Annotated in this window: 11 protein-coding genes; all 11 read right to left on the bottom strand. The window is 51.4% G+C overall.

Features of this window, described 5'->3' with window-relative positions; translation table 11 throughout:
- Positions 1–202: 202 nt before the first annotated feature.
- Entirely contained in the window at positions 203–2,803 is a 2,601-nt protein-coding gene (locus tag ABEA08_RS13630) for a TonB-dependent receptor plug domain-containing protein (protein ID WP_345335881.1), read from the bottom strand.
- A gap of 613 nt (positions 2,804–3,416) precedes the next feature.
- Positions 3,417–5,189 carry a DUF885 domain-containing protein gene (locus ABEA08_RS13625; RefSeq protein WP_345335880.1) on the bottom strand — a complete coding sequence of 591 codons (1,773 nt, stop codon included), beginning with the start codon at positions 5,187–5,189 and terminating at the stop codon, positions 3,417–3,419.
- Between the two features lie 60 nt (positions 5,190–5,249).
- On the bottom strand, positions 5,250–6,503 hold the full coding sequence (locus tag ABEA08_RS13620) for a tetratricopeptide repeat protein (protein WP_345335879.1): 1,254 nt from the start codon (positions 6,501–6,503) through the stop codon (positions 5,250–5,252).
- A gap of 14 nt (positions 6,504–6,517) precedes the next feature.
- Positions 6,518–7,138, bottom strand: a complete 621-nt coding sequence (locus ABEA08_RS13615) for an energy transducer TonB (protein ID WP_345335878.1) — start codon at positions 7,136–7,138, stop codon at positions 6,518–6,520.
- A 1-nt stretch (position 7,139) separates the two neighbouring features.
- Entirely contained in the window at positions 7,140–7,544 is a 405-nt protein-coding gene (locus ABEA08_RS13610; protein ID WP_345335877.1) for an ExbD/TolR family protein, read from the bottom strand.
- Positions 7,545–7,556: 12 nt separating this feature from the next.
- Positions 7,557–8,081, bottom strand: coding sequence for a MotA/TolQ/ExbB proton channel family protein (locus ABEA08_RS13605; protein WP_345335876.1), 525 nt, complete (start codon positions 8,079–8,081; stop codon positions 7,557–7,559).
- A 2-nt stretch (positions 8,082–8,083) separates the two neighbouring features.
- The gene (locus tag ABEA08_RS13600; RefSeq protein WP_345335875.1) at positions 8,084–9,445 is read right to left on the bottom strand and encodes a MotA/TolQ/ExbB proton channel family protein; all 1,362 of its coding nucleotides are present in this window, start codon (positions 9,443–9,445) and stop codon (positions 8,084–8,086) included.
- Positions 9,445–10,218 carry a DUF3450 domain-containing protein gene (locus ABEA08_RS13595; RefSeq protein ID WP_345335874.1) on the bottom strand — a complete coding sequence of 258 codons (774 nt, stop codon included), beginning with the start codon at positions 10,216–10,218 and terminating at the stop codon, positions 9,445–9,447. The genes ABEA08_RS13600 and ABEA08_RS13595 overlap by 1 nt, the downstream gene beginning before the upstream one ends.
- Positions 10,219–10,988: 770 nt before the next feature.
- The gene (locus ABEA08_RS13590; RefSeq protein ID WP_345335873.1) at positions 10,989–13,754 is read right to left on the bottom strand and encodes a TonB-dependent receptor; all 2,766 of its coding nucleotides are present in this window, start codon (positions 13,752–13,754) and stop codon (positions 10,989–10,991) included.
- Between the two features lie 298 nt (positions 13,755–14,052).
- Complete coding sequence (locus ABEA08_RS13585; RefSeq protein ID WP_345335872.1) at positions 14,053–15,198, bottom strand: porin; 1,146 nt, start codon at positions 15,196–15,198, stop codon at positions 14,053–14,055.
- A 116-nt stretch (positions 15,199–15,314) separates the two neighbouring features.
- Positions 15,315–16,376 (bottom strand): porin, encoded by a 1,062-nt coding sequence (locus ABEA08_RS13580; RefSeq protein WP_345335871.1) that lies wholly within the window; start codon positions 16,374–16,376, stop codon positions 15,315–15,317.
- Positions 16,377–16,809: the final 433 nt, after the last annotated feature.

The following is a 16,809-nucleotide window of genomic DNA, read 5'->3' as shown; positions in this document are numbered from 1 at the left end:
CCCTCTGCCAATCGATACAAAAAAGGCACCGAAAACGGTGCCTTTTCAGGAAACTGAGGAGTTCAATTATGGCTACGGACGGCGTGGCCCAGAACTCTGAAACTGGGGGTATCTGCGAGCCTAGGCTGAGCCCTTAACCCTAAATGCAGCGCGATAGCGACACACCCGCGCACTAAACAAAGGCGCCAAAAGAAACCGTCAATTAGAAATGATAGCGAAGCTTGCTATACAGATAGCGCCCTAATACATCGTACACTTCGGCATTGGTGCCAAAATCACCATGATTCGGATGATACTTCGGCTCCTCGTTAAACAGGTTGTTTATGCCAAAAGTTAACGTCAATTGCTTCGTCACATCGCTGGCAAAGCTGACGTTATGGTAGACCGCAGGGGCAACCTCAAAGTCCGGTTGACTCCAATCGCTCATCGCTCCGACGGTCCGAAGTTGATATTGTCCTCGCCAGTGATCGGCGACGACGCGTAGCAGTAACTCTTCTCGCCACTTTGCGTATCCGCCCCGACTGCGGCCCAGGGTTCCTGCGTACTCAACACCATTAAGCTCATGGCTTATCAGGTGTGAGATCTTCCAATCCAGCGACCAATCATGCCCACCATATTGCCACTGGTAGGTCACCAAGCCATCCAGACCTTTCGCACTCAACTCACCCGCGTTGACCAGCGGGGCCTCCAGATGGCTTATCCGCCCGGTAACGTCGCTGCGCTCTATGCCGAGCCGCTCACATTGGGCGCTTTCTCCCCGATAGCAGTCATCCAGATAAGACTGACTGTTGATCCGGGAAATCGCATTCTCAATATCAAAACGCCAATAATCGAGCGAGAGGTTTAGACCTGACAGACGTTCTGGGGTAAAGACAAAGCCCATATCCCAGGTTCTGGCATTCTCTGGCTGCAGATCGTCACCGGGCGTCCGGGTAACCAATGTCTGAGGGTCCTCTGGCAAGATCGCGCCATCAGAGCCCAGCCCATAATTGGGATCAACCCGCTCATCGGCCCGACAGGCGGCGAGGAAATGAGCCCGTTCCGGATCCGCTTCAACCCCCCAACATGGATCACTGAGCCGGTCATATGACCCCATATTGCCAGCAAACAGTTCACTCACGTTCGGTGCGCGATAGGCCGTGGCCGTGTTGCCTCGTACAAGCAGCCCCGGGTTGACACGCCAGTCCAACCCCAGCTGCCAGGTGATGTCGGATCCAAAAGAGCTGTAGTCAAACCAGCGCAGCGCCGCATTGGCGGTCAGAGCCTGCATCAATGGCCGATCCTTCAGTAAAGGAAGCGAAAGCTCGGTATATAGGGAGCTCGTATTGTAGTGGCCTTGGGTCGGATCTTGCTGCTGCTGCGAGGAGCTTCCCGCGACGGTATGAGGATCCGGGGTACTCCAACCCGACTCACGACGATATTCAGCGCCTGCCGCAACGGCTAACTCACCGGCAGGCAGACTCCAGAGATCGGCCCGGATATTGGCGGATAGCAGGTGCATTTCATTGCCGCCGGTCGAGAAATCATCGTACATCACCTCATCGAGGATATGAGCCGGCAATGGCTGGCCCGAAAACCAGAGATCCGGCTGTTGGTAGATAGCGTCGATCAGTCGCTCACGCAGCGCCAGGTTGTCCACCCAGTTCTGCGCCCGATTATGGCCAAAGGTATAAGCGATATCCCACTGAGCCCCGCGAAAGTTAGGCAAACGCCCTTCCAACCCTACGACAGTACGAACCGTATCGACCTTCTGTTGATAATCTCGCGTTCCCGCCTCCGTCATACGGCGACGATATTCAATACTCGATGCCGTCCCCCAAGGGCCTTCACCTAATTGCGCCGTATCTAATACGACACCGGAGACCGGCGCAGGCGCCATCTGCTGTTGAGAGTGACGATGGGAATACAGCAGCTCAGCAAACACCTCTGTCTGCTCACTGATATCCCATCGCAACTCACTGAACAACGAAACCCGCTCCTGGGGCGTTGACAGGTAGCTATGAGGCGAGACATCGTAACCACCAGTCTGCGCTTGCCAATCACCGTCTTCGCCTGGAGACCACCACTGGCCATCCCAGTACCCTGCACCTCCGGTATCGGTACTGCTAAAGTCGCCGCAATTGCCCAAAGGATCACAATGCGCCCAGGTTCGATCCGTCTGACGGCTCCCTCCTCGATCCAGATAGCTCATCCCGAGCGTGATCTGACCACGGTCAAACGTCCGTCCCCACAAACCGCTGAGCGCCAGCGTTGTACCATCGCCCTCGGACGTGATGCCCGAATGCAGATCCACCTGCAGGCCCTCTTCGGGTGAGCGGGTAATAACGTTAACCACACCGGCCACCGCGTCTGAGCCGTAAATAGCCGATGCGCCGCTGTTATAGATCTCAACCCGCTCGACAAACGCCATTGGGATGGTATTCAGATCCACCGCCTGATCGGCCCCAGAGCCCGACAGCACCATCCGCCGACCATTAACCAAAACCAGCGTACGGGCCGCGCCCATACCGCGCAGATCGATCCGCGCCGCCCCGCGGCTGGCGTTTGTCGTGCTTTGACCACTTGCAGCACCGGCCGAATAGACCGTCTGCTGCAGGAGTTGCTCCAAAGACTGATAGTTACCGAGACGGATCTGCTCAGCGCAGATCACTGCAACCGGGCTGAGCCTGTCGTGCTGCTCTTGCCCGAGTCGCGAACCCGTAACGATGATCCGCTCCAGATCATCGCTCGCCTGAAGCTCACTATCCACACCGGATAAAAACGTCACGCTGATCGCCACTGCGAACCCATAAACCCTATTCACCACACCGCTCACACAATTCTCGCATTCTTGTTGTTGTTCGAGCATCGCAACATAAACATCATGTTAATAGGCGAGCACTCCACATAAAGGCGTTAATTTTGAACGAGTTGCAGCTATTTATCAATTTGAGACAGCCGCAGATCAGCACATTCACTGATCACCGATACGGCCCTAAAGCACCGCTCACCTTTACCCCAACACAGCCCCCTCGTTGCGCCTTGCAGTACTATCATCAAGTCCGCATCTCCGCCGCATGATTGTCGCCGCTCCGACGCCAACATAAGCAGCCGGTCCGAGCAACGGCTGAGTGTTCGACAAAGCGCCAATTGATGGCCTCACGCCATTTCTTGCTTCTCACCAACCCGCGCCGAAGCAAGATCCAGAGGGATCATAAACAGGAGAGCAGCGATGCGCTGCGAAAGAAGGAACCCCGGCGTTCATCCCCATGCTCTCGCAAGGATACATTCCGGCTAACAGTGGGGTGGCGCATAACGATCCAAGCCGTGACTTAAAATGAAAGCTCAAAGAAGAGCGGCTAGGGGATGGCGATCCCAGCCAAAAACGGGGTCCTGTCAGGACCCCGTTTGTCACTATCACCGATAACGCATCAGACTCAGTATTGAGCAACCCAAAGACGGATCTTATCTTCCAACACCGCCATCGGCAGTGAGCCCGACATCAACACTTGATTGTGGAACGCTTTCAGCTCAAACCGGTCTCCCAGTGCCGTTTCTGCCTCTTGGCGTAAACGCATAATAGTAAGCTGGCCGATCTTATAAGACAGAGCCTGGCCGGGAATGGCCATATAGCGCTCGACCTCCGCGGTGACATCCGACTCAGCTAACGGGCTGTTATCCAGCATATATTGGATCGCCTGCTGCCGTGACCATCCCTTGGCATGCAAACCGGTATCGACGACCAGCCGCATCGCCCTGAGCATCTCATCCGACAACTTACCGAAATACTGATAAGGGTCGTGAAATAGCCCCATCTCGATACCAAGATGCTCGGCATACAACGCCCAGCCCTCTTCGAACGCGGTATAACCACCAAATCGCTGAAAACTCGGCACCCCTTCAAGTTCCTGCTTGATCGCGATCTGAAAATGGTGGCCCGGTGCCGCCTCATGAAGAGATAAAGTGGTCATGCCCCACTTGGGCTGCGCCTTCAGGTTAAACGTATTGACATAGAAGAACCCGGGCCGCGATCCGTCCGGAGCCGGCGCCTGGTAGCTGGCGCCTGCCGCAGAGCGCTCTCGAAACGCCTCAACCGCTCGAACCTCATAATCCGCTATCGGCATCACATCAAAATAAGCCGGTAAGACCCGATTGATCTGGTTTCGCAGATCGGAATAAGCCGAGATCAATGCCGATTTTTCGGTAAAAAAGAACTGAGGGGCCGAGCCCAAATGCGCAAAGAAGTCAGAGAGATCACCAGCAAAACCGACTTGCTGACGGACCCTATCCATCTCCGTTAAGATCCGCGCCACCTCCTCCAGCCCCAAGTGATGGATCTCATCCACCGACAGGCGCGTTGTGGTGTGCTTATTGGCCAAATGCTGATACCACGCCTGGCCATTGGGCAGCCCTCCCCACCCATCACTTCCTCTCGACTTTGCCAGGTAGACATCGGCTAGGTAGTCTTTTAGTTGCGTTAAGGCGGGGAACACCGTCTGAGCCAATGCTTGACGATAGCGTTGCTCCAACGCCTGCCGTTCTTCTTGCGACAAGGCGTCGGGCAGCTGCTGTAACGGCGCAAAGAAGGGGCTGTCCTGATCAACAAGATCCAACTGCGCCTGAAGCTGAGGGATCATTCGTTGCACCAAAACCCGAGGTAAAACGACGTCAGAGCGACTGCCCTCCTCCATCCGTACGATCGCGCTGTCGATCCACAGCGAAAACTCGCCCATACGCTGAATGAAATTATCGTAGTCTTCAACGCGATTAAACGGCTGTGCGCTTTCGCCACTGCCAAGCTGCACAAAGGTGATCACTCGATTATAAAATTGATTCATAGGCAGAAAACGTTGTGGATAGGTTTCATCCACTAAAGCCAATTCGAGTTCGTACTGTAAGGTGTCCCGGCTTAAACGCTCCTCAGCGGTCAAACCTTGTCGATCCAACCTAAGCAACGCGTCCAGATAGCCCTGGTTCAGTTGGTGACGGGCCTTTAGGTACTGATCAGAAAGATTATTCTCGAAACGCCCATTAAACTCAGCTCGGCCAACGAAGGTGCCCTGGACCGGATTCAACTCAAGCAGATCATCAAAATACCGCTCAGACAGCTGAGCAAAACTTTTGAACTCGATGTCAGTTTGCGCACTCGGACTGCAGCCAGCAAGTATTGCAGCAAACAAACCAGCAACCACCCCGCAATTCCATTTCATCTTATCGGTTCCTTATACAAAAAAGCCCCGCTATGCGGGGCCCTTAATCACGTCGATACGCTATAGCTGAACGCCTTTCCGATCCGCCGTTTCCTTAATGTAAGAGAGCCAACCTCTCGCGGCATTCTTACTCTTAGGATCTTTCGAGGCTGAGACAACCGCGCTATGCGCGGATTTGTACTCGCCCAGATAGAAGTGGGCTTGCGCCAACAACATCTGTACCTCACCAGCACTCTTCAGGCCTTCACCCTCCAAAGCCTTACGAGCGGCCACCTTCGCTTCCTTAAAACGTTCGCGCTCCATCAATAAGCTGGCTTGACGCATAAAGTAACGACTGTTGTTGGACATTGTCGCTGCTTCACCATAGTAACTGATGGCCTTATCGATAGACTTGGCTTGGTGATAAGTGTTGGCCAGCATAGACAAAGACGACTCATCCTTCTCAACCAAACCGTCCTTCAGATATTTTTCCTGAATTTTGGCCGACTGATGTGGGATCTCGTTCTGAGCGTAAAGCTGAGCCAACATCTTGTACTCGCTGGCCGTCTCCAAGTAACCCCGTCGGTAGGCAATATCCATGGTGTACAAGGACTTTTTGTAATCCTCGCCCAACATATACATCTGCGCTAACTGGATCCAATGGCGGCGATCCTGTGGGAACAAACGCACGATCTCTTCAGCGATCTTCGCTGCGTCGTCGTACTTCTTGCTCTCATAAAATGCCGCCATTTTCAGACTATACGGCCCCTTATTCGGCTCTTTCTGCGACGCGATCGCCTTATCCGCATAGGTCAATGTATCCGCGTATTGCTTCAACTCGTACTTCGCACTGGCCATTCGCAGATAAACATTGGTGTCCTCTTTACAAGAAAACGCCATCCACTGGTCATAGTATTTCAGTGCGTCGTCGAAATGACGCTCAGAGATATTCAAATCGCCCAACAACCGTAAGGTATTGGCGTGATCTGAACCGCCCAATTGATCGATATCAACCGCGATCTTCAGATGCTTCAAAGCCGTTTTAGCATGACCCTCTTTGCCCGCATACAGCGAACCAATCATGCGCGCAACATAGGCTTTATCAAAATCACCGCTCGGATCGATCTCGATCAGCTCAGCCAACGCGGCATCCACCTGATCTTCAGCGTACAACTCATAGGCCTTTTGCACCTTGCGACCGACGCGCTCTGACACAACCCGTGTCTTACGCGTGTCGATCTCGCATTGCTCTGCGGCCAGCGCCTGAGGCGCCGCGAGTGTGCCACCTAAAACCGATAGCAACAGCGCAGACAGTACAGTGGTCTTGGTGTTCATAATCCCCTCCTGCCTTAGCCGTTAGCATTGTCCAAGGTGAAATCAAGACGAACGGTTTGAGACAGCTGTTTTACCGGCTTGCCATCAACGATCTTCGGCTTGTACTTCCATTTACGTAGCGCGCGGCGGGCTTCCTGATCAAACAAGCGACGTGGTTCCGCTTCGATAACCTGGACATCCTCGACCCCACCCAGTTCGTTGATGGTAAAGCTAAGGATCACATACCCCTCTTTACCGTCTCGAGCTGCCTTGATCGGGTAGCGCGGCTCGATCCGAACGATTGGCGTGGCATCGCCATCACGCGCCATCGCGCCTGCGGGATCCCCTAGGCCATTACTCATCCCGCCTAGGTCAACACTCGGTACCTGTACCGAGACAGAATCCGACATATCACTGGTATCGGGTTCCATTTCGACCGGCTTTGGCGGCTCTTGCGGCGGCTTTGGCGGCTTCGGTTTGGGACGTTCGCGGTTTTGTGCTTTCGCATCCTGCCGCTGCATCGTCAACTCAATCGGTGGCATCTTGAATCCATCATCGTGTCGCGTCGCGCCACCACTGATCAAAAATGCCATGAAAGAGAACAAAGCGAAGGTCACCGCAGCACCCACGATTAGGGCTAACAGTGCTCTCAACATATCAATCGCTCTCCGCTGAGACCGAGATCTTGTCGATGCCGGCCGCTTTCACCTGATCCATGACCTTAACCACGATGCCATGTTTGGCCGCTTGGTCGGCTTGGATCATCACTTGTGCTTCTGGCGCCTCAGCCAACATGCGCTCAACGTTTGCCCGAACCCGTTGGATATCGACTTCCCGATTTTCCATATAGACAAGACCAGCTTCATTGATACCAATAAAGATATTTGCCGCCGGTTTTTTGGACGCTTGTTGCGCTTTTGGACGATTCACATCAAGTCCGGACTCTTTGACAAAGGACGTCGTCACAATGAAAAAGATCAGCATGATGAAAACGATGTCCAGCATCGGGGTCATATCGACCTGGGCTTCTTCTGCGCCACTGGAATGCTTCTTACGTGCCATAAAAAACTCTCTTTAATGATGGGGCAAGTTATCGGTCAATTGCTCAGCGGAGATCTGCAGCCGGGCTTTCAGTCGTGTACTGAAAAACACCCCGGACAAGGCCGCAACCATACCCGACATGGTCGGAATGGTGGCCATAGAGATCCCGCCGGCCATCAGCCGAGGGTTACCTGTCCCCTGCACGGCCATCACCTCAAATACTGCGATCATGCCGGTTACCGTACCGAGCAGACCCAACATAGGGCAGATAGCAACAAGGGTATTGATCAACCCCACACGTGCGTTCAATTGTTCTTTTGCCTGGGAGATCCATGCTTCACGAATGCGATGGGCATACCAGGACGTAGTGTCCGCGCGGGCATCCCACTTAGCGATGATATCTTTGCGCACCTTCGGAAAAACGAAGCTGACATAGAAATACCGCTCAAGCATCAACACCCACATCAGAAACAACGCCCCTGCCACCAACCAGAGGACATCGCCCCCGGTGGCCATGAAGTCCCTGACAGACTCCCAGAGTTCTACCAGGTAAATCATAATCAGTTGCCTCGCTTCTCAGCATGCTGCGCGATGATCCCGGCGCTCTGTTCTTCGATAATATCGACAACAGACTTGGCACGACCGGCCACCAGTGCATGCATCAACAATAACGGCAGAGCCGCGACCAGACCCAGTACCGTGGTCACCAACGCCATGGAAATACCGCCGGCCATGATCTTCGGATCACTGGTACCAAACAATGTGATGTCTTGGAAGGTCGCGATCATACCTGTTACCGTGCCCAAAAGACCCAGCATTGGCGCAATAGCCGCCAATACCTTGATGATGTTGACACCGCTTTCAATCTTCGGCGTTTCACGCAGGATCGCTTCGTCCAACTTCAACTCCAGGGTCTCTACATCCACCCCTTTACTGTCGTGGTACACCTGCAGGATCCGGCCCAGAGGGTTCTTACCTGGGTTATCAAAGCTCTTAACCTGGCTGCGGATCTTGGCGGACACGATGGTCAAGCTAAAAATCTTCCAAAGTGAGATGAGCAAACCAAATACCAACAAGCCAGCAATGATCTTACCGACCACACCACCCTGCTCGAACTGCTCCTCCAAACTTGCCTTCTGGGTATAGACTTGGAGTAACGCGCCCCGTGATGGATCAACGAAAACTTCCGTCACTTGGCCTGAAGCAGCATTGTTATACGCGGCAACAGTCTTGACCTTGTAGCCTTCCGGTTGCTTCGGCAAAGAGAGGATAGTGCCAGTTTCCGGGTTGAAGTTGAGGTATTCGCCGTCAGCCAACAAAGTAAAGTTACCAACACGGGTTACCGTCTTATCTTCAACAGAGCCCTTCGGCGAAGTGACTGATGCACTAAAGCTGACGATCTTGCCGGTTTGCGTCATCTCAGTTTGCAACGCAAACCAAAGCTCTTCCAACTCCTTAATAGTTGGTAGTTCCTTCGCGGCGCCCAACTCAGCCATAAATTCAGCACGCCCAGGGAGCTGCGCGCTAACCAGCGACGCATGCAACTGCCCAGACATATCACCGGAAACCTGACGAACCACACCAAACATCTCACCCAGATCACCGGTTGCGGTAGCCAGGTCAAGACTCAGCTGGTTGATGGATTGATCATTCTCAGTGAAGCGGGTTGCCAGATCTTCGCCACGCTGTTTCTCTGAGGCAAGCTTCGCTTTCGCGTTCTTCAGCAAAGCCTGCTTATCGGCACGCTCGGCGACAAACTCCGCTTCGCGCTGGCTGTTCAATCGCCCTTCGGACTGACGATCGGATTGGATCTGTTTCAGCAGTTGATCCAGAGTTTGTGCAGCCGACTGCTCAGCAGCCATCGGCGCAACCGAAAAGGTCATTGCCGCAGCAATAACAGCGGTAGTGATGAGCTTTTTCATTATTCTGCCCCCTCCGCAGTTTTAACAGGCAATTTCAACAGATCCGGAGCGGCCTGATTACGACCCATCTTGATCGCATTGGTCACAGCACGCATGGATTCATGCGACAACGCATTCCATTGGCGGGCATCGTTATCCCACAACCAAGCGTTCTCCTGGTCCAGCGACTGTGCCAGGAACACAACGCGGCCTAGCCGGAAGAAGTCGACCACGATCTCGGTACCATCGATGGTCAACTTACCTTCGTAAGCGCCCATCTTGTTGCCGTACTCGTTTTCGATCTGGTACGCATCCAGCACCAAACGATACTTCTCTGAGGTCGAGACGTTAGAATCGCCCATCACCTCGTGTAACCGAGCGACACGCTTCTCACGCTCTTCCTGCAGGAAGGGCACATCCATAGCGACAAACTGTTCGAGAGAGTCAATCATGCGGGACATCAGCGGCACTACGCCTTGCTTGGTACGCTCAATGCCATTGATCTGTTCTTGCAACGAAGCCATGCGGGCTTCTTGATCCGCCACCAGAGTGGCGACGTAGTCGTTGTAGTGCTCTAAGGTTTCGGTTTCGGCGACGACTTGTCCATACTCAAAACGCATGTCTTGAGCCTGGTCGTATAGCTTGTTGATCTTTTGCTGAGACTTCACAGCTTCCGTTTGGATCTGCTTGTCAGCGTTTTGGATTGTGGCCAGCGCATCTGCAGCTGAAGCCATGCCACTAACAGTCAGTGCGACGGCACCGATCACTGCTGAGGCGAGCTTGGTCTTTTTCATCACGGACATAGTTCCCAACCAGTCTTGTTGTGAGTCCACGGCTCCAAACACGTTCCACTGTGTTTTTCCAGCGTTGCACTGGAGCCAGTCCCGTCTTGTACTATTGTTATTCCTTTGCTGCACGACCGTTTGCGGCCGGATGCATGCACGTGAATCTTTCCACATGGGTGTGACTTGTGTCAACCTTGTAAATGATCTAATGGAGCAAGAAACAAGTGCAACTCAAGCACAAAATTCACCCCACCCTCAGTTGACAACCTATCAACACCAAACGGTTATCGAAATCAAGAAAGAAATGGCGCTCAAGTTTTTATCTTGAACATTTTAATATTTAACTTCATGAAGAGATGACACTGGTGTTAACAAACACAATATGGCTCACACCAACTTCATCAAATAGATTAAATTACATTATTAGCAATACGCACACCACACTTGAAAAGTATCATGACACTGCGTCAAAGCCCTGTTTCAATAATCACAATCAACCACACTGACGTCAGACAAAACTCATTAAAATAAGTACCACACAACATCCATTTATATTACACCCACAAAGCCCCTCCAAATAAAATAACAAAAGATGAAACCAAAAGATTCTTCAAAAAAGTTCAACCTCTGACTCATGCAATTAACAAGCACACTCAAAAACACCAGCAGCCTTACGACAACACAAGCAGTTGACGCTCGCTCAATGACATAAAACAATAGTCAAAAGTGACGTGCAAAAAAGCCGCTTCAAATGAAGCGGCTTGTCTTGCTCTACTTATTTAAAAAGTATAAGAGCTCTGAACATAGAAGGTTCGACCATAAGAGTCGGTGTAACGAGGATCGTAACCAACTTGGTGTCCGGCTCCTCCGGAGCGCAAGCTTAATGCTGGTTGTTTATCAAAGAGGTTATTGATACCCAACGCAACATTCCAGGCATTATTAATCTGATACTTAGATTGGAAGTCAACCTTGGTGTAAGAAGGTACATAGAGCTGTACATCTACGCAATCTCCAAAAGCATCGTCCTCGGTGACACTACAAGCTTCCTTAGTTTGCATTTGATCACGATAGCCAGAGCGGTAGTTAACAGTGAAGTTATGATAGAAATCACCATGCTCGAAACCAGCCTGAATTTGGGTGATGAGTCGGAACGTCACCGCATTATTATCACCAAACTGCCCCATGCTAGTGATCCACTCATTATCAGTACCCGGACGAGTGTATTCACTATCGATCATGTACGTGCCAGTGACGCCCAAGTGGAATGTGCCATATTCCACCTCAGCCATTGAGTTAAAGTGCAAATCAATACCAGCGTTCTTGGACTTACCAACGTTGACATCTGCTTGTAAAATAGCTAACTCATCGATGCCGGTCGCGGTATTCGTCTTGAAAGTAAACAGATCGTAATATCTATCCGGATTGCCAAAAATTTGAGCCTCTGTCAGAGAAGTAACCAAATCTTCCATCTCAACAGCCCAATAATCTAACCCAAAACTAAACTCATTGCTGGGCGCATAAACAAATCCGAACGTGTATTGTTCAGAGGTTTCTGATTCAAGATCAGGGTTACCCTGAGTAAAGACATTGTACTGCTGAGAACCTGGCTTACACCATGCTGCTTTTGGGTCTCCTTCGAGAAATGGGCAGTTATAATTACCACCGGTGACCCCGGCCTCAGCACGAGGCTGTGCAATCGACAACATCGAAGGCGCCTTAAACCCCGTACCATACGATGCCCTCAAAAGAAGATTCTCTGTTGCTTGCCAACGAGAGCTCAACTTGTATGTCAGCGCATCATCGCTATCATTAACATCGCTGCCTAGTAAGTTATCCTTTACGGCACCAACATTGTCGTAGCGAAGCGAGGCTGTCAAATCAAGATTATCAATGATTGGGAAGTAAAACTCAGTGAAGGCCCCAAACACTTCGCGAGACAAAGAATATGGCTGGTCAGCGCTTAAGAATAGCAAGATAGAGTCTTGATTAGCTTGAGACAAGGTATAGTCGTAATCATATTGACGGTAATCACCGCCAGCGGCCATATAGATGTCATTGCCATTAAACTCAAAGACCGGCATGGAGATTTTAAAATCAACCCCATTCATAACGGTTTCACTATTTGACCAGTCACCACTATACACAATGCCTGCTGCATCTACATCTTCTTGAGTAACCGTACCAGCGGGGGCAAAAATGTCTATCGCACCAGACTCCACAGCTTCAACGAATTTCTCTTCAATCAACCACCCTGTTGGGTAATTTTGATCAGTATCATTTTTAGAATGAACAAACGCAAAATCAAAATCAATATCATCTCCAATGATCCCCTCTAAGCCTGCAACCACATGAGTAGACTTAGTGTTCCATTCGGTTGTCCGGTTTCCTGCAGGAAGCGCACGCCACACACCGAGTCCGAAATTAACATCTTCAGCGTCGTAGCCTTCCGGTAAGTTAGGGACAAAATAAGTGTCAAACAGAGGGCTCTCTGTCGAAATCAGCACCCCTCCCGACGGATAGGGGGCGATACGAGTTGTCATTGAAAAATCAGAGTAAGTGCCTTCAACGAAGGCCGTAATATCATCTGTCAATGAAATCTCAGAGCGCAGTAAGAAGCTATCCCGTTCAGATTCAGGCTGAATTTCAATTGTCGTTGTATAGTCAAACCAACACCAACCACCTATGCCTGAAGTATTTTCAGCACACTCCCCCGTTGACTCTCGGTATGGGTTAAAGTCGTAAATTGTCCCATCATTAAAGTAGAAGCGACCATTCCCGGGGATCGCATTTGGAGAACCATTGAAAAAGAACAACTGCTGGCCATTCTGTTCAAATTCAATCATGCCGGTCTTTGCAAAGTCGCGATCCGTTGCTTTTAACCGCTCCTTATTATCATGACTATATGACAGCATGACATTGAAGCCGTCGGCATCAAGATCACCAAAGCCTGTTGTAATGCTTCCATTCCACCCTTCGCCACCATCTTCTTGTGGTTGGCTATATCGACCTGTAATGGTCGTATCTTGCACATCGTCTTTAAGAATAAAGTTAACGACACCTGCGATTGCATCTGACCCATAGAGCGCAGACGCCCCGTCGGTCAACACATCAACGCGCTTAATTGCACTCAACGGAATTGAGTTCAAGTCAATCGTACTTCCCGATCCTCTAGGCGCAAGCCGACGCCCATTAAGAAGCACTAAAGTATATGAGGAACCAAGGTCATGAATCGAAGCCGTTGCGGTACCACCTCCTGAACCACCAACAGAAGCAGAGCTTGTCGTAAAGCCTTGCATTGCCGGTAACTGCTGCATCAACTCAGCAACACTTTCTACACCGCTACGTTCGATTTCAACCTCGGTTAAAGAAGTAACCGGCAGCGCCCCTTCAACGTCTGTCCGTTTAATTGCCGATCCTGTGACTTCAATTCGCTCGATTTCATCGCCTTCGGCAGCAAAAGCGACAGGCGCGGTATAGGCAGCGGTGGTTGCGCCTGCCAGCAAGGCAAAGCGAACAGCTTTTGTTACAACGCTGTTGTTGTACATGTGTTATCTCCCTGGACACATCAATGTGTGTTTTGTTGTTCCCTTCCCCCCGTGGCGAGCCTCTAATGGGTCACCTATCGAGAGGTTGTCATGAGTCTGAAACCCAATCTGTCGACACCGATGTAATCAGAATGCAAACACACAATCAACCCTGCGAGCACAAAGCATTAACAAGTTGTACACAAAAATGTACGTACTCTCGACCTTTCACTCATCGTTCGTTAGCGCTTTGCCAAGATAAAAAAGGCCCGGAGCAGCGAGTGCTCCGGGCCTAGAGGCAGAATGTAAGTCGAATATGCTAGAAGTAGAAGCGCGCGCCCACACCAATCAGATTTTCATCCGAGCCATTGTCTGAACCAAACTCGCTATCATCTATCTTGCCTTCTACATACAACCTGATCATATCCCCCCATTGATAATGTGCACCAAGGACATACAGTAAACGCTTGAATTTGCCATTTTCGTCTTCATAGGTACTGTCTGAGGATTCTAACCAGTTGACGCCCGAAACCAGAGTCAAGGCATTGTCAAAGGTATAGTTAACCATCAGTTCGTAACCATCGCCGTCAAACACCCGATTGCGATGATCCAACTCGTGATTTTCCGTCTTGGCGTAGTTGGCGCCAGCATAGAGGCCTGGCTGATAAAGATCACCGTAAGTGATCCCAAGGATCACCGCCTCATCCTTCGCCTGTCCCCGAGCTACCGATTCAAAATTGCCTCGGTTGTAGCCCACTCCAAACGTCAACGCGTGAAATCGGTAACGAACCGAGCCCCCCCAGCTGTCGTCATAATCAACCGAGAAATCATTGAGCTCGTCACAGAAAGCCGGCGGCTCCGTTACGTTACATTCCGGCGGAGGGAGTACCCCAACCGTCCCTTCGGTCTTGGCCTGATATTGCAGTGCGTACTGCAATCCATAGAGTTCGTTGCGATACTGGATCGCGCTATCCGCCCGGCCGGTGCCCGATAGGCCGCCATCGGTACCGAAGTTGTACACACCGGACGCCAATCCCCCGGTGAGAATAAAGTTATCGGTATTGGCCGCGACATCGTAGTACACCGACCACTGTTTACCGATGGACAGACTGCCAAACTTATCATGGTTGAACGCGAGATAGCCCAATCGGTTAAAGAGAAATTGTCCTTCCCGCTGTGATTGCAACGCATCGCCACTTAGCTGCAAGTTGTTGCCGGAATCGACCAGGTTAAATCCCCACTCCATCCTAGCTTCGGCCTGCCAGTCATTGGGCAGCTGGCGATTAAAGGTAAAGCGAATTCGAGAGGAGCTGTCGGCGACACGGGTATCGCCGTCGCTGTTGACCAAGGAGATCCCAGCATGGCCGCCAACCGACAATGCGTTGATCTCATCGTCATACAGTCCCAGCGAAAGCGCAGGGAACGCGACAATAGTGATGGATAAACAAAGTGCAGCAGTGCGCATTAAACCTTCCTCTGGGCTGGTGATGAACCTGTTGCAGAGTCTAGTTCAGTCCCCCACAAGCGCCAGAAACAACAAAGCCACCGCAAGAGCGGTGGCTTTGTCAGACGACTTGGCGCTTAGAAGTAGATGCGAGCACCTAAGATAAAGCGGTTGTCGTTGTCGATTGGGTTCTGATCGCTATCCAAAATATCGAGATCGTGTTCGACGACATAGGCTGCATACGGAACAAAGTTAGCCGCAACATTCCACTCGACAGTCGCAAAGCTTTGATTAAAGGCGGTGCCATCCATACCGGTACGACCATCACGTTGATCGTCCTGCTTCAGGTATTGGTGCTTAACGGCATAAGTCAGGTTGCCGGTGCCATAAGCGACGACGGCTTCGTAGCCTTGAGAATCAATATCTGCACCCCGGACATTTTCAGCCCAAGAATAGGCGCCCGCAATGTGCAAGCCATCGCCGTAGTTACCCCACTTGGCCGATACAACCTGGGCCTGAGTTTTCACAAAGCCTGCACCATAGTCCACATCACCGGTGCTCAACGCATATGCGATACGCGTGTCGCCAAACGCGTAGCCGGTCGCAAAGGAGTAACGATCATCATAGTCCTTGCCCCCTTCAACAACGTTCCCATCGTCATCGCGATCACCGGAGTTTGTGCCCTGGTATTGCGCAACAAAGTCCAGTTTACCGCCAGCAAGCCCGAAGGCGTTGCTGTATTGGATCGCTTCGTTGGCACGGCCTAAACCCAGATTGCCGTGATCATCATAGGTATGCAGTGCATCTGAGCTGATCACAATGCTGGTGTCTGTTGCACCGGAGGCATTGTTATAGGCGGACCACTGCTTACCGATGGACAAGCGACCAAACGTGTCATGACCAACACCGATGTAGCCCAAGCGGTTGAACAATACGTCGGAGTCATCTCCGGTCACGTCGGTCATGCCCCACTCAACCCGTGAGTCCAGCTTAAAGCCATTGCCCAGATCGCTGTTCCAGGAGAAGTTGATCCGTGGGGAGTTGCCGGTTACCTCAGTATCGCCACCGCCGATCTCGGTTTGCAGTGTCATGTGACCACCGATAGCAAAGCTATTTTTGCCATCATCATAAAGTTCAACAGCAGACGCATTGGCGATCAACAGAGCGGGAATGGCAGCAGCAAGCAGAGTCTTTTTCATCTCGAAATACACCTTTAATTCGATATAAGCAACGCACCTCCTTGCGCCTGACTGGCCATTCCATCCACCAGCGTTTCGATGACAAGCACTCTACCAGAGGGTTTCTTTTTTCCGAGTGATGCAGATCCCAGTTATCCTCACTATCGCATTTAATAGCCCCAATTTGGTGATCCACGTCCCAAGCCGCCGCACTTTAACCAGCCAACTCACCACCGCCACTGAGCAGACGTGACCCTCATCACCCAAACATTTGCTATCCGCGCGCATTGGCAGCGGAATTTTTCACAAAAAAAACCACCGCCCGAAGGCGTAATGCCGATCATTTAAGGATCGTTTGACCGATCTTTTGATGATGTCAGAATCCGAGTTCTCATTCAGGAACTCGGATTTTTTATGCTTCTCAGTCAAGCTCTCGATACCCTCCATAGCTTCT

The organism is Ferrimonas pelagia (assembly GCF_039543565.1).
GTDB classification, from domain to species: Bacteria; Pseudomonadota; Gammaproteobacteria; order Enterobacterales; family Shewanellaceae; genus Ferrimonas; species Ferrimonas pelagia.
This window is presented reverse-complemented; position numbering and strand designations above follow the sequence as displayed.

Excerpts from the sequence above, each read along its gene's own strand:
- ABEA08_RS13620 (WP_345335879.1), bottom strand. The coding sequence starts at position 6,503 with ATGAACACCAAGACCACTGTACTGTCTGCGCTGTTGCTATCGGTTTTA.
- ABEA08_RS13595 (WP_345335874.1), bottom strand. The coding sequence starts at position 10,218 with ATGAAAAAGACCAAGCTCGCCTCAGCAGTGATCGGTGCCGTCGCACTG.
- ABEA08_RS13625 (WP_345335880.1), bottom strand. The coding sequence starts at position 5,189 with ATGAAATGGAATTGCGGGGTGGTTGCTGGTTTGTTTGCTGCAATACTT.
- ABEA08_RS13605 (WP_345335876.1), bottom strand. The coding sequence starts at position 8,081 with ATGATTTACCTGGTAGAACTCTGGGAGTCTGTCAGGGACTTCATGGCC.
- ABEA08_RS13590 (WP_345335873.1), bottom strand. The coding sequence starts at position 13,754 with ATGTACAACAACAGCGTTGTAACAAAAGCTGTTCGCTTTGCCTTGCTG.
- ABEA08_RS13580 (WP_345335871.1), bottom strand. The coding sequence starts at position 16,376 with ATGAAAAAGACTCTGCTTGCTGCTGCCATTCCCGCTCTGTTGATCGCC.
- ABEA08_RS13615 (WP_345335878.1), bottom strand. The coding sequence starts at position 7,138 with ATGTTGAGAGCACTGTTAGCCCTAATCGTGGGTGCTGCGGTGACCTTC.
- ABEA08_RS13610 (WP_345335877.1), bottom strand. The coding sequence starts at position 7,544 with ATGGCACGTAAGAAGCATTCCAGTGGCGCAGAAGAAGCCCAGGTCGAT.
- ABEA08_RS13600 (WP_345335875.1), bottom strand. The coding sequence starts at position 9,445 with ATGAAAAAGCTCATCACTACCGCTGTTATTGCTGCGGCAATGACCTTT.
- ABEA08_RS13585 (WP_345335872.1), bottom strand. The coding sequence starts at position 15,198 with ATGCGCACTGCTGCACTTTGTTTATCCATCACTATTGTCGCGTTCCCT.